This window comes from Bradyrhizobium sp. USDA 4454, from assembly GCF_054822705.1.
On record NZ_JBTRCN010000001.1, the window covers coordinates 7,727,471 to 7,740,333 of the forward strand.

The following is a 12,863-nucleotide window of genomic DNA, read 5'->3' on the forward strand; positions in this document are numbered from 1 at the left end:
TTACTTCGCCGGCGGCACCAGGTAGACCTTCCATGCCGTCGACGGACCGGGATGGCCGTTGAAGAAGCGCATCGTGGTCATCACCAGCGGCTCGGCATCCTTGGCATGCTCGGCCATCCACGCCTCGCAGGGCTTGAGGAACACCGGATCGGTGGTGTCGCAGACGCCGATGAAGCCGAGACGCTTGGCCTCGTCGAGCGACGTCAGCCCCGAGGTCCACGCCTCGCCCGGCACCAGCGAGGCCGGATGATCCGGGCTGTAGAACGTCATCGGCTCGCCGATGTCGGAGCGCGCGACCACCACCGCCCAGCGCGAATGGAATTTCGCCTGCCAGGTCTCGGTCAGTTCGCGCGCGAGCTCGGAGCGCGCGGCGTAGGTCGAGCCGCCGACATGGTTGGACGCGATCTCCTGCGTCGCGATCGAGGGTGCTGCGATCAGCGTGACCATCGTGGCCACGAACCAGACCGCAACGATCGAGAACAGCGCCATCCGCGGGAATCTGAGCGAGGGAATCGCAACCAGCGCAAGCGGCACCAGGAAGAACAGCGGGATGCCCCAATCGGTCTTGATGTAGACAGTGAACGCCAGCGCGCCGAGCGGCGGCCCGATCGCGACGATCGCCTGGATGATCCAGACGTTGAGCGCCTGCGGCAGGTTGATGGCGGGATTGGGTCCACGCGACCAGACCCGTGCCAGCACGTCCGAGGGCCGCCATGGCACCGATCCCAACAGCAGCGCGACGAGGCCGAGCGCGGTCGGAATCGCGAGCAGCCCGAGATTGTGCACGACATAGCCGATCACGAGCTGCACGTTGAGCGCGCGGCTCGACAGCGCGTAGACATCGCCGGCATAGGTGAACGGGACGAAGTTGACCTGCTCCAGCCAGACCAGATGCGGGATCATCGCCACGATCATGGTGCCGATCGCAACCCATGGCGCCGGCGAGCGCAGGAACTGCTTGCGCTGCGGATGGATCAGCGCGGCGAGCCCGATGGCGCCGATCATCGTCACCACCCAGTACTTGGTCATCAGCGCCAGCATGCCGGCAAAGCCGAGCCAGAGGCCCGATCTGACGCTGCGCTTCTCGAACGCGTTCAGATAAGCCAGCACCAACAGCGGCAGCGGCACCAGCTGCGCGAGGTCGGCGTTGTATTTGAAGCCCTTGAAATTGAAGATCGGGTAGAGCGCAAGCATTACCACCATGAAGAACGCGCGGCGGCGATCGACCACGCGCAGCGCGATCAGCCAGCACACCACCAGCGCGAAGCTGACGGTCGCCATCGCAAGCGCATAGGTCGACCAGTTGGTGACCGGGAAGATCCTGAACCAGACGCCTGCGATCCAGCCCGACAGCGGCGGATGCTTGCCATAGCCGAGCAGGAAGCGCTGGCCCCAGGCATAGGCCTCCGCGACGTCCATATGGACGTCCTGCGCGGCCTTCAGCTTGACCAGGATCAGCGTCCACAGCACCGCGTGAACCAGTGCGAATCCGGTCACGAGCCACAGGCTGGCCTTAGGATCGATGGCGCGCGAGGCGATCCAGGCGGCGATCCGCCGGATCGTTAGCCTGCGGGCGGTGCGCCTTGCGGCGGGAAGCGTGACGGTCGACATGGCCTGTGCCTGAGGCATGCCCCGGAAAGTCAGAGTAGCTTTCCGGAGGATCATGCCGAATGGAAACGAACGTGCGATGAGTGAATGCTCACCAGCACTTCAGCGCCCTTTAGCGCGTTTTTGTGGCCAGTGAAATCAGCTTGGCGTGAGAATGCCTTTAGCAGCGGGATGACTTTTCTTCGAATCGCCTTCCCGCTCTACCCCTTTGTTTTGAGCGTGATCTTTTCGGAAAACCGCCGCACACTTTTCCGGATCATGCTCCAGCCGGCCGGTTCACTTGTCGAGAAGCTCCGGCCGGTACTCGAAGTGCATGGTATCGTAGTGATACCACTTGCCGCCCCAGATGAAGCCGTGTCGCTCGAAGATGTCGACGATCTCTCGCGGCATCCGGTTCCTGTAGGGGACGGTTTTGCCCGTGCCTTCTCCCTTGTCTTCTCCCTTGCCTTGCCCCTTGCCCGCCCACAGCCAGTAATCCGAGACTTTCAGGTTGAGGTCGATCGCAGCCGCATAGCCATGCATGCTCATCCGGCCGGTATCGGCGACGGCGCGACAAGACAGCACACCCGCGATCGGAAACGCCGCGGCGCGCAGGGCCGGATCGAGCGCCTCGATCTCGGCGGAGACCTGCGTGAGCCGCTCGGCAATGCCGTTGACCCGCGTGACCTGGACCGGCTTGCCCCAGGACCGCGGCAGCCAGCTGATCGTCACCAGGTTCCGCCGGACCTCACCCGTGTTGCAGTCGCCATACATCTTCCTGAAGAAGGCATCGTTGCGGAAGCGGCCGGGATCGACATTCACAGCCGGCGGCGCTGATGGCCCGGACGGATAGGGCTTCCGCATCTGGTCGAGGATCGACGCATTGCGCAACAGCTGGTCGAACCGCTTGTCGGAGACGCCGTCATCGACCGGCATCACCGTGCCATCGCGCCAGGTGATCGTGGTGTCGTCATGACCGGCCAGCGCGTCGGGATAGGCCCGCACCAGGCGGTCGAGCATCTCGCTCTTGCTCTGAGCGCGCGCGAGCTGCGGCAGCAGCGCAAACAAGGCAACGACACAGGCGATCTCGCGCGCGGCCATTCAGCGCTTCCCGGCCTGGTCGATCAGGGCGACATTGGCCTCCTCGATCGCGTTCAATCGCGGATTCCAGCTGTTCGGCGCGTACCAGGCGAAGCGCGAGAAATAAGCCTTCAAATCGGCGGAGTCGAAATAGCGTCCGCGGCGCGCGAAGATCTCGTTGCGCGCGATCCGCAACTCGTCGCGCGACAGCGGCCGCAGATCGGCCGGCGTCAGCAGCCGCCGGTCGGAATCCGGGAAGATGAATCCGCTCGGCGTCGCGCCGCCGGATTCGAAGCGATCGATCAGCGCGACATTGGCGCTCTCGACCGCATTGAGCGGCGGATCCCAGGAGCGGGGCGCGTATCAGGCGAACCTGCTGAACCGCGCGGTGAGGTCCGGCGCGTTGAAGTAGCGTCCGCGCCGCGCGTAGATTTCATTGCGGGCGATCCGCAGATCGTCCTTGCTGAGCGACTTGAGATCTGACTCCGACAGCAGGCGGTTGTCGGAATCTGGAATGATGAAGTCCGATTGCGCGCGCGCCACCGGCGGCGACGCACTCGGCGGCGGCAGGGTCTGCTGCGGCGGGATCACGGTCGCCGGCGGATCGGCGGTTGCAACCTGTGCCGGCGCATTGCCTGCGAAATAGAACGAGCCGTCGATCGGCGAGGTCGAGACCCAGGGCTGCTGCGCGCTGCCGGTGGCGCGCTTGACGACGAGGCCGACCTGGTTGAACGCCTGCAACACGTCGAGCCCGGGCTTCTGCATGGTGTCGACCAGCGCCCGCGTGTAGGGGCTGTGGCCGTCATCGCCGTCGAGCGCGACGTTGCCGGGCTGGGTCGCATACGATAACAGCGTGCCCTCCGGCGCACGGATCTGGGCGAGGCCGCCGTCGGCGGCGCGCAGGCCGCGGCCGCCGAACGGATTGTTCCGGCAGGCATCCAGGATGACGATGTTGAGCCGCGTGCCCGCGCCTTCCATCTGCCGCAGCACCAGACCGACATCGACCATCTGGAAATCGACATCGGCCTCGCGCGTGGGGTTGGCGGAGACCGGCACGAACTATCTCGTGCCGCGCACCTGGATGCCGTGGCCGGCGTAGTAGAACAACGCCACGTCGGCGCCCATCAGCTGGCTGCCGAAGCGCTGGATCGCGCTATCGAAGCTGGCCTTGTCGAGATCGACCTGGGCCTGCCCGCCGACCAGCGCAAAGCCGAGCCGCTGCAACGTCTCGGCCAGCTGCGCATCGTTGTTCGGATTCTGCAGCCGCGCCACGTTCTGATAGGTCGAATTCCCGACGACCAGCGCCACGCGCTTGTCAGCAGCCGCGGGCGACGCGAACAACATGGCCAGCAATCCGGCGGCGAGAAGGGTCCAGCGCATCGTCAAATCCACGATTTTCGGGCCGCCAGACCTAGCAGAAACATGCCCGGAAATCGAGCATTGCAACCCCGCGGAAAACACCCCCGTGATTCGCCGTCACAGCCCTGCAAAATACCGCAATATGGTTGCCCGCGCGGGGGTGCGGATGCTATCCCGCGCCCCATGACAACTGCCCCGATTTCCAACATCCGCAACTTCTCCATCGTCGCCCATATCGACCATGGCAAGTCGACCCTGGCCGACCGCCTGATCCAGATGACGGGCGGCCTGTCGGATCGTGAAATGGCGGGCAAGGAGCAGGTGCTCGATTCGATGGATATCGAGCGCGAGCGCGGCATCACCATCAAGGCGCAGACCGTCCGGCTGAACTACCGCGCCAAGGACGGCAAGGACTACATTTTCAATTTGATGGACACGCCCGGCCATGTCGACTTCGCCTACGAGGTCTCGCGGTCGCTGGCGGCCTGCGAGGGTTCCCTGCTGGTGGTCGACGCCAGCCAGGGCGTCGAGGCGCAGACGCTCGCCAACGTCTACCAGGCGCTCGACAACAATCACGAGATCGTGCCGGTCCTCAACAAGGTCGACCTGCCGGCCGCCGAGCCCGAGAAGGTCAAGCAGCAGATCGAGGACGTGATCGGCATCGATGCGTCCGACGCGGTGATGATCTCGGCCAAGACCGGCGTCGGCGTGCCCGATGTGCTGGAGGCGATCGTCACCCGCCTGCCGCCGCCGAAGGGCGACCGCGACGCGACCTTGAAGGCGCTGCTGGTCGACAGCTGGTACGACGTCTATCTCGGCGTGGTCGTGCTGATCCGCGTCGTCGACGGCATCATGAAGAAGGGTAGCCGCATCCGCATGATGGGCACGGGTGCAGCCTACGACGTCGAGCGCGTCGGCTTCTTCACGCCGAAGATGCAGCAGGTCGAGGAGCTCGGCCCCGGCGAGATCGGCTTCATCACCGCGGCGATCAAGGAAGTCGCCGACACGCGAGTGGGCGACACCATCACCGACGACAAGAAGCCGATCAGCGAGATGCTGCCCGGCTTCAAGCCGGCGATCCCGGTGGTGTTCTGCGGTCTGTTCCCGGTCGACGCCAACGACTTCGAAACGCTTCGCGCCGCGATGGGCAAGCTCAGGCTCAACGACGCCAGCTTCTCCTACGAGATGGAAACCTCGGCCGCGCTCGGCTTCGGTTTCCGCTGCGGCTTCCTCGGGCTGCTGCATCTGGAGATCATCCAGGAGCGGCTGTCGCGCGAGTTCGACCTCAACCTGATCGCGACCGCGCCGAGCGTGATCTACAAGATGAAGCTGACCGACGGCACCGAGCTCGAGATCCACAACCCGGTCGACATGCCCGACGTGGTCAAGATCGCCGAGATCGAGGAGCCGTGGATCGAGGCCACGATCCTCACCCCCGACGAATATCTCGGCAGCGTGCTGAAGCTGTGCCAGGACCGCCGCGGCGCGCAGAAGGAGCTGACCTATGTCGGCTCGCGCGCGATGGTGAAATACGATTTGCCGCTCAACGAAGTGGTGTTCGATTTCTACGACCGCCTGAAATCGGTCTCCAAGGGCTATGCCTCCTTCGACTATCACCTGACCGACTACAAGCCGGCCGACCTGGTCAAGATGCAGATCCTGGTCAACGCCGAGCCGGTCGACGCGCTGTCGATGCTGGTGCATCGCACCCGCGCCGAGGGCCGCGGCCGCGCCATGGTCGAGAAGATGAAGGAGCTGATCCCGCCGCATATGTTCCAGATCCCCATCCAGGCGGCTATCGGCGGCAAGGTGATCGCGCGCGAAACCGTCCGCGCGCTGCGCAAGGACGTCACCGCGAAGTGCTACGGCGGCGACATCACTCGCAAACGGAAACTTCTGGAGAAGCAGAAGGAAGGCAAGAAGAAGATGCGGCAGTTCGGCAAGGTCGACATCCCGCAGGAAGCTTTTATTGCCGCGCTGAAGGTGGATAGCTGAGGCGCATCCGCGGACCGTCGCCGGCCTGCCGGCAGGTGCGACAATCCGCTCCCGCCCAAATCGCGAAAACAACCCCATGCAAAGGAGCCGGACAGCCGACACGTTGCCGCAGGCTCGCGTGTTGCCCATCCTTGTCCCAGCAACAAAACGCACCATGATTTGAATCGCCATCACCGGACGGCCCGACTAAGCTCCGATCATGTTGCGCATTCTCACCTTCTCGATCGTCATCCTCGTATTACTGCAGCCGGACCTGAGCGCGGCCGCCTCCTCGAAGAAGCGGCAGACCGCCCGCTGGCATGGCTATGGCTTCCTGCCCGGCTACCGGCAGCCGCGCAACGAAACCATTCCGGTGTTCGGCCCGCGCGGCGCCGCGCGCGGCTACCCGGACTATTCGCCGGAATACTGGTATGGCGGCGACTGGCACTATTTCGGCCGCCCCGGCTTCTACCGCGGCCGCTACAATGGCGGCAGTTTTGGCCCGTGCTGGACCTGGACGCCGATCGGGCGGGCATGGCAGTGCGGCTGAGGCTCTTGCTCTCTCGATAGACCGAAACCCCTTACCCGATTTGCTGCGCAAATCGACCTCTCCCTGGGAGAGGTGAACTTTCGGCGCCGTTCCAGTTCGACCTAATCTCATCAGACTTCCGCGCCGCCGCCTGAGCGCGGCCGCATTCGCCCGCTCGCGCGCGCGCATCGGTGACGGATAGCTGATCTGCGTCGGCACTGTCCCGCCTTGCCCTCCCTTGCCGGATGGGTCACCATCGCGTGCGCCCCCCAACAAGAATGTCAGAACGGGCCGAGGACACGCATGAACAAGCCGCAGGGAGTAGACCTTGTCGAGCGGGCGCGCGCGCTGGCGCCGTTGATCATTGCCGAAGCCGACGAGATCGAACGGACGCGACGGCTGACGCCGTCTGTCACCGCGGCCCTGGTCGAGAACGGGCTGTATCGTGCGCTGCTGCCGAAGCGCTTCGGCGGCGCCGAGGCGACGCTGGAATCGTTCATGCAGATGCAGGAGGAGATCGCCAAGGCCGACGCCTCGACCGCCTGGTGCCTCGGCCAGTGCAGCGTCTGCGCCATGACCGCGGCCTATCTCGATCCCGACGCGGCCGACGAGATCTTCAACACCGCGCCCGGCATCCTCGCCTGGGGCGCGATCGCCCATGAGGTCCGCGCCGAACCCGGCGGCTACCGCGCCAGTGCGCGCTGGGATTTCGCCTCGGGCTCACGGCAGGCGAGCTGGCTCGGCGCCCATGTCCGTGTCGTCGAGGCCGACGGCTCGCCGCGCAAGAAGGCCGACGGTTCGCCGGAAATCCGCACCATCCTGTTCCCGATGTCATCTGCGACAATGTACGACGTCTGGGACGTGATCGGCCTGAAGGGCACCGGCACCGATTCCTATTCGGTCGACAACCTCTTCATCCCGGAGAAGTTCGCCGCGTTGCGCGACGATCCCAGCGCGTGCCGCGAGGCAGGCCCGCTCTACAAGCTCTCCACCAACATGGTGTTCAGCATGGGCTTTGCCGCCACCTCGCTCGGCGTCGCCCGCGCCATGCTGGATGCGGCGACCGATCTTGCGCGGGCTAAGACCCCGCAAGGGCTGAAGGCGATGCGTGACAACAACGCCGTGCAGGGCCAGATCGGCCGCACCGAGGCCAGCCTGCGCGCGGCGCGCGCCTATCTCTATGCGACCGCCCGCGAGGTCTGGAGCGACCTCGCCCGCGGCGACGCGATCACCGAGGCGCATCGGATCGCGATCCGCATCGCCTCGACCTGGACCATCCACCAGTCGGCGTCCGTGGTCGACATCGCCTATCACATGTCGGGCGCGACGGCAGTGTTCGCCAAAAACCCGTTCGAGCGGCGGTTTCGCGACATGCATGCGATCGCCCAGCAGATCCAGGCTCGCGACACCCATTATGAGGACGCCGGCAAGGCGATCCTGGCGGGCAATCTCGCAGCGCCGCCGACGACGCGCTAAGGCGCGATCCGGAAAAATGCGAAGCGGTTTCAGTCGCGACAAACGCGGAACGCGTTTGCGCGGAGATCATGCTTACACAAGAAGCTAAGGCACGACGAGGTCAGGCTGAGCCGGGGCGCCACTCATACGTCCGCCTTGCCGGCTCTACGCCCTAAAACCGGACATCACCAGTGACCATGGCATGTCGGTTTCGGGCCAAAGCAGACCTCGGTCGGACAGAAGTTCAAGCCGATACCGATCTCGCGACGCTTCTCGCGTGCTCGATAAACTGCCGCGCCAGCGGACCCGGCGTGCGGTTCTTCAAGGTGAGAATGGCGATGGCATATTGCGTGGCCGGGATCTTGACCGGAAGGATTTTCAATCCCGTGCGCCGGGAGCTAAACTGGGCAACCGAGTTCGGCAAGATGCCGACGAACTTGCCGGTTGCGACCAGCGTCGTGGTCAGCTGAACTGACAATGTGGCAATCGCGGGCCGCGGCAACCTCAGCCCGCTGGTGGCGAAAATTCCGGAGATGATCGATCCCGGCGCGCTATCATGCGGCGGCAGCACCCACAACTCTTCCATCAAATCGGCAAGGTCTATGCGGCGCCGTCGGATCCATTGGCTGTTTGCACCGGCGATCGCAACAAACGGCTCCTGGATCAGCCGTTCGAAAATCAGGTCGTCTTCCATGAAGGGCTCTGGCAATCGACCGATCAGGAGTTCGACCTTGCGTTCGCGCAGAGGGCCGTATTGCGCAAGTCCCATATCGGCATGAATGACGCGCAGCTGTACCCGGGGGTGCTGTTGCAGCAGCCGTTCCGATATTGCGGGAATCATGCTGGCGTTCATGATTTCCGGACACCCGATAGCGAGCTCGCCCGACGTCGGATCGGTCAGGAACTCGATCCGCTTCAGGCCCTGACGCATCTCTTCGAATACATTAACGCTGCAACTGAGCAGCGCGCGTCCGTACTCGGTTAGCTCGACGCCCTGCGTCGTGCGATCGAACAGCTTGACCTTGAGCGTCTGTTCCAGATCGGAAATCGTCTTGGAGACGACCGGATGCGATATCGCCAGCTTTTGGGCCGCTTTCGCCATGCCGCCGGCTTCGGCTACGGCCATCACGATGTGAAGATCGCGCAGCCTGATACGTAGACCAATCCGGTCGGACCATTCCATCTAGACCCCCTTAGGTTCTCGGCTACAGGGATGTCTCGAAATCGAGCTTCCAAGCTACATGGCCCTGAGGCAGCATTCAAGACGCGATCGGCTTAGGCTATTCCGGTCCCGGAGCCGAGCCGGTTCTGATGGAGGGAGAGATGTCCAAGCGAAGACCTTTCTGCGCTGCCAGTCTCGTTCTTTCGGTCGCTCTGGCTGGAAGCGCCAGCGCGCAAGGCACGATCAAGGTCGGCATGGTCATGCCGCTGACCGGTCCGCTCGCCGCGGCGGGCCAGCAAGTGGTGGCGGGCGCCCGCCTCTACATGAAGCAGCATGGCGACGCGGTCGCCGGCAAAAAGATAGAGCTGATTGTCAAGGACGGAGCCTCCTCAGGAGAAACCGGCAAACGCCTGATCCAAGAGCTGATCGTAAATGAAAAGGTCGACATCGTCGGCGGCGGCGTAACTGCCGATATGTTCGCGAGCGCTGGACTCATTACGGAGGCACAGAAGCCGACCGTGATCATGCTTTCGAGCACGACCGCGGTGGTCGAGAAATCACCGTTCTACGTCCGCACCAGCTGCACGCTCGCGCAGTCCTCGGCGATCCTGGCCGACTGGGCCATGAAGAAGGGCTTTGCCAAGGCTGTGACGCTGATCACCGAGTTCGCGCCCGGCCTCGAGGCCGAAGAAACCTTCTCCAACAACTTCAAGGCCGCCGGCGGCCAGATCGCGGAAGCGATCCGCGTTCCCCTGAAGAGTCCCGATTTCGCGCCGTTCCTGCAACGTGTCAAGGAAGCGGCCCCGCAAGCCTTGTTCGTATTCATTCCCTCGACGCAAGCGGCGACTTTCGCCAAGCAGTTTGTCGAGCGCGGTCTCGACAAGGCCGGCATCGCGCTGATCGGCCCCGGTGACCTCACCGACGACGAGGCCTTGCCGAATATGGGCGACGCCATGCTCGGCGTCGTCACCGCGCACTTCTACTCGGCGTCGCATCCATCCGCCGTCAACGCCGCATTCACCGACGCCTATCGCAAGGACGCAAAGGACGGCGCGAACTTCATGGCAGTTTCCGGCTATGACGGGATGCATGCGATCTACGAAGCACTGCTCAAGACGTTCGGCTCAACGGACGGCAAAGCTCTCATCGCCGCGATGCGGGGCATGACCTGGGAAAGCCCGCGCGGCCCGATGGGCATCGATCGCAACACCGGCGAAGTCGTGCACAACATCTATATCCGCAAGGTCGAGAAGACCAACGGCGACCTGCGTAACATCGAATTTGAGACGTTCAGCAACGTCCGCGACCCTCGCGTCGCCGCAAAATGAGGAAACTCGAAATCATCGTCGCCGGCGGCGGCATCGGCGGGCTGAGCCTTGCGCTCAGCCTGCATCAGGCTGGAATAGCGGTCCGGGTCTATGAGGCCGTGCGCGATCTTTCTCCTCTCGGTGTCGGCATCAATCTGCAGCCCACCGCGGTGCGCGAACTGACCGAGCTTGGGCTCGGCGGCGCACTTTCGGACGCCGGCGTCGCAACGCGTCGGCTCAATCTCTGCAACAAGTTCGGCCAGCTGATTCACGCTGAGCGTCGCGGAATCGACGCCGGATACCGCTGGCCGCAATATTCGATCCATCGTGGTGAGTTGCAGCTTCTCCTGCTGCGCGCCGTCCGCGACCGTATCGGCAACGACAACGTTCGAACCGGACTGAAGCTGACTGGATTTGAGCAGGATGGTCGGGTCAGGGTCAGGTTCGCTGATCGTCAATCCGGATCGGAGCGTGTCGACGAGGCTGACCTTCTTGTCGGCGCCGATGGAATCCATTCCACCGTTCGGCATCAGCTTTATCCCTCGGAAGGCGCGCCGCGCTTCGCCCAGCAGATGCTATGGCGGGCAGCGGTAGAGGCTGAAGCGTTCCTCGATGGCCAAACGATGGTCATCGCCGGCCATCTTCACCAGCGCATCGTCATCTACCCGATCGGAAGAGGGCGAGGGGGGAAAGTGCTAGTCAATTGGATTTGCCAGAAAGCGGTGTCGGACCGGCCAGCGCCGCGCGAGGATTGGAACCGTCGTGTTGCAAAGGAGGAGGTTCTCGCCGCCTTCGGTCGCTGGAGATTCCCTTGGCTGGATTTGCCTGCGTTGATCGAGCAGTCACCCGACATCTACGAGTTTCCATTGGTCGATCGCGATCCGGTCGCCGCTTGGTCGTTCGGACGCGTCACCCTGCTCGGCGACGCCGCTCATCCCATGCAGCCAATCGGTAGCCAAGCCGGCTCCCAAGCCATCCTCGACGCTCGCGCGCTGACCCGGGCCCTGCTGGACACCGGTGACGCCGTCGCCGCGCTCAAGCGCTACGACGCCGAGCGGCGTCCCCCAATGAACGAACTGATCCTGCGCAACCGCAACCTTGGGCCTGAAGCCGCCATGCAGCTTGTAGAAGAGCGCGCACCGAATGGTTTTGCCCACATCGACGACGTCATCTCACGTGGCGAATTCGACGCGATCGTCGCTTCGTTTGCAAGGGCCGCAGGTCTCGACGTCGAGACGGTCAATCTTCGGCCGTCCTACGTCACTCGCTGAGAACGATTGCGGCCCGGGGCGGGCCAACCATCTCCCGAGGTCGCTGAAAGGTCACGAGCGGCGCTCACAGCAACCAACGTCCAACGTCAGGTCTTCCGCAGACAGCCGACGAGGCGGGTCGCCGTTGCGTTGGGCAGCTCAGGGCCAATTGGAGACGCTGGTCCGTCGACCACAAAAAAGCTACTCACTGTCGAGACCTTACTTCATCTCCGAAGCAGGCATTGCAGCCTTCGGGGCAAAGGTCGGCTACGGGCCACAGCGGAAGTGAGTAGTCGGCATCCTCAATATTCAGGGCAGCGTTTCAGCTACGTCCTGCGCGCCGGCCGATATAGATTTGCCATAGCGTCGAGAAGTTCGCGCGCTGATATGCCTAGCGGAAAGGCAGCGACCCATAGGCCACGATTGCCAAAGAGGCCGTTCGCCATTCGCGCGAACCGGGTCACAGAACCCAGCCGCAGGTGTTTCCGAACGAAGTCAGGATCAACATCGATCACGATGCCCTTACCACGTAATTTCAAAGACAGAACCGCGGACCATGGAATCCAATCGGCGCTGATCCGAATGTCTTTGAAGCCATCTAGCGTCATGAAGAGCACTGGTTGGCGGGGGCCGAACCACCTGACAAGGGCATGAATGGCAATCGATCCGAACAGGATGATGCCGGCCGCCCCCATCAGGAAGGCCAGAATAGGACCAACAAGTGCGCGTTCCCTTGACGGAGGACCAAGCAAGCCGAGAAGAACGCCAGCACACACTCCGCTCATGAACAGCGCACCGGCAGTCATGACAATTCCCAAGGCAGCGAAAATTGCGAGCCGGACGCGGGACTCGCAGATTTCCACGCAGCCGTTCGCATCGAGCTCGGTGGACATGTTGACGATCCGATTCAGGAGCGCAATCAATAATTGTATAAGCCAATTTAACTCGCGTTCGCGAATCGAGCAACCAGCGAACATGCGATCGCCTAGCAGACCAGGCCCGCGACACCCAGTATGAGGACGCCGGCAAGGCGATCCTGGCGGGCAATCTCGCAGCCCCGCCGACGGCGCGCTAAGGCGCGATGAAGTCAGATTGAACAGGGCGTACTCATCCGCCATGTCGGCTCTGCCCCTAACACCGGACATCGCCGGGTGACCATG

Annotated in this window: 10 protein-coding genes and 1 pseudogene; 5 read left to right on the forward strand and 6 right to left on the reverse strand. The window is 63.5% G+C overall.

Going from position 1 to position 12,863, the window contains the following annotated elements; all coding sequences use genetic code 11:
- From ACVIW0_RS35970 to ACVIW0_RS35985, 4 genes and pseudogenes are all read right to left on the reverse strand, one after another.
- Complete coding sequence (locus ACVIW0_RS35970; RefSeq protein ID WP_461356655.1) at positions 1 to 1,611, reverse strand: glycosyltransferase family 39 protein; 1,611 nt, start codon at positions 1,609 to 1,611, stop codon at positions 1 to 3.
- A gap of 273 nt (positions 1,612 to 1,884) precedes the next feature.
- Positions 1,885 to 2,688 carry a M15 family metallopeptidase gene (locus ACVIW0_RS35975; RefSeq protein WP_461356656.1) on the reverse strand — a complete coding sequence of 268 codons (804 nt, stop codon included), beginning with the start codon at positions 2,686 to 2,688 and terminating at the stop codon, positions 1,885 to 1,887.
- The gene (locus ACVIW0_RS35980; RefSeq protein WP_461356657.1) at positions 2,689 to 2,862 is read right to left on the reverse strand and encodes a YARHG domain-containing protein; all 174 of its coding nucleotides are present in this window, start codon (positions 2,860 to 2,862) and stop codon (positions 2,689 to 2,691) included.
- Positions 2,863 to 3,030: 168 nt separating this feature from the next.
- Positions 3,031 to 4,047 (reverse strand): annotated as a pseudogene (locus tag ACVIW0_RS35985) (caspase family protein).
- A 162-nt stretch (positions 4,048 to 4,209) separates the two neighbouring features.
- Here ACVIW0_RS35985 and lepA point away from each other — a divergent pair.
- The 3 genes from lepA (at position 4,210) to ACVIW0_RS36000 (ending at position 8,005) form a co-directional block, all read left to right on the forward strand.
- Complete coding sequence (gene lepA, locus ACVIW0_RS35990) at positions 4,210 to 6,021, forward strand: translation elongation factor 4 (RefSeq protein WP_461356658.1); 1,812 nt, start codon at positions 4,210 to 4,212, stop codon at positions 6,019 to 6,021.
- A 199-nt stretch (positions 6,022 to 6,220) separates the two neighbouring features.
- On the forward strand, positions 6,221 to 6,550 hold the full coding sequence (locus tag ACVIW0_RS35995; protein WP_461356659.1) for a hypothetical protein: 330 nt from the start codon (positions 6,221 to 6,223) through the stop codon (positions 6,548 to 6,550).
- A gap of 282 nt (positions 6,551 to 6,832) precedes the next feature.
- A complete protein-coding gene (locus ACVIW0_RS36000) occupies positions 6,833 to 8,005 on the forward strand; it encodes an acyl-CoA dehydrogenase family protein (protein ID WP_461356660.1) in 1,173 nt (390 codons plus the stop codon).
- Between the two features lie 223 nt (positions 8,006 to 8,228).
- Here the strand turns inward: ACVIW0_RS36000 and ACVIW0_RS36005 are convergent, their stop codons facing one another.
- Entirely contained in the window at positions 8,229 to 9,167 is a 939-nt protein-coding gene (locus tag ACVIW0_RS36005; protein ID WP_461356661.1) for a LysR family transcriptional regulator, read from the reverse strand.
- A 140-nt stretch (positions 9,168 to 9,307) separates the two neighbouring features.
- On the opposite strand from ACVIW0_RS36005, the gene ACVIW0_RS36010 reads away from it, so the two are divergent.
- Positions 9,308 to 10,474 carry an ABC transporter substrate-binding protein gene (locus tag ACVIW0_RS36010; RefSeq protein ID WP_461356662.1) on the forward strand — a complete coding sequence of 389 codons (1,167 nt, stop codon included), beginning with the start codon at positions 9,308 to 9,310 and terminating at the stop codon, positions 10,472 to 10,474.
- Positions 10,471 to 11,724: a flavin-dependent oxidoreductase gene (locus ACVIW0_RS36015; RefSeq protein WP_461356663.1), complete on the forward strand. Its 1,254-nt coding sequence runs from the start codon at positions 10,471 to 10,473 to the stop codon at positions 11,722 to 11,724. Before ACVIW0_RS36010 ends, ACVIW0_RS36015 begins: the two co-directional genes overlap by 4 nt.
- A gap of 305 nt (positions 11,725 to 12,029) precedes the next feature.
- Here ACVIW0_RS36015 and ACVIW0_RS36020 read toward each other — a convergent pair whose 3' ends face one another.
- Entirely contained in the window at positions 12,030 to 12,596 is a 567-nt protein-coding gene (locus ACVIW0_RS36020) for a hypothetical protein (protein ID WP_461356664.1), read from the reverse strand.
- Positions 12,597 to 12,863 lie beyond the last annotated feature (267 nt).

What these genes read in the sequence shown, in the direction of transcription:
- ACVIW0_RS35970 (WP_461356655.1), bottom strand. Translation starts at nt 1,611, where the DNA reads ATGTCGACCGTCACGCTTCCCGCCGCAAGGCGCACCGCCCGCAGGCTA.
- ACVIW0_RS36000 (WP_461356660.1), top strand. Translation starts at nt 6,833, where the DNA reads ATGAACAAGCCGCAGGGAGTAGACCTTGTCGAGCGGGCGCGCGCGCTG.
- ACVIW0_RS36020 (WP_461356664.1), bottom strand. Translation starts at nt 12,596, where the DNA reads ATGTCCACCGAGCTCGATGCGAACGGCTGCGTGGAAATCTGCGAGTCC.
- ACVIW0_RS35995 (WP_461356659.1), top strand. Translation starts at nt 6,221, where the DNA reads ATGTTGCGCATTCTCACCTTCTCGATCGTCATCCTCGTATTACTGCAG.
- ACVIW0_RS35975 (WP_461356656.1), bottom strand. Translation starts at nt 2,688, where the DNA reads ATGGCCGCGCGCGAGATCGCCTGTGTCGTTGCCTTGTTTGCGCTGCTG.
- lepA (WP_461356658.1), top strand. Translation starts at nt 4,210, where the DNA reads ATGACAACTGCCCCGATTTCCAACATCCGCAACTTCTCCATCGTCGCC.
- ACVIW0_RS36010 (WP_461356662.1), top strand. Translation starts at nt 9,308, where the DNA reads ATGTCCAAGCGAAGACCTTTCTGCGCTGCCAGTCTCGTTCTTTCGGTC.
- ACVIW0_RS36015 (WP_461356663.1), top strand. Translation starts at nt 10,471, where the DNA reads ATGAGGAAACTCGAAATCATCGTCGCCGGCGGCGGCATCGGCGGGCTG.
- ACVIW0_RS36005 (WP_461356661.1), bottom strand. Translation starts at nt 9,167, where the DNA reads ATGGAATGGTCCGACCGGATTGGTCTACGTATCAGGCTGCGCGATCTT.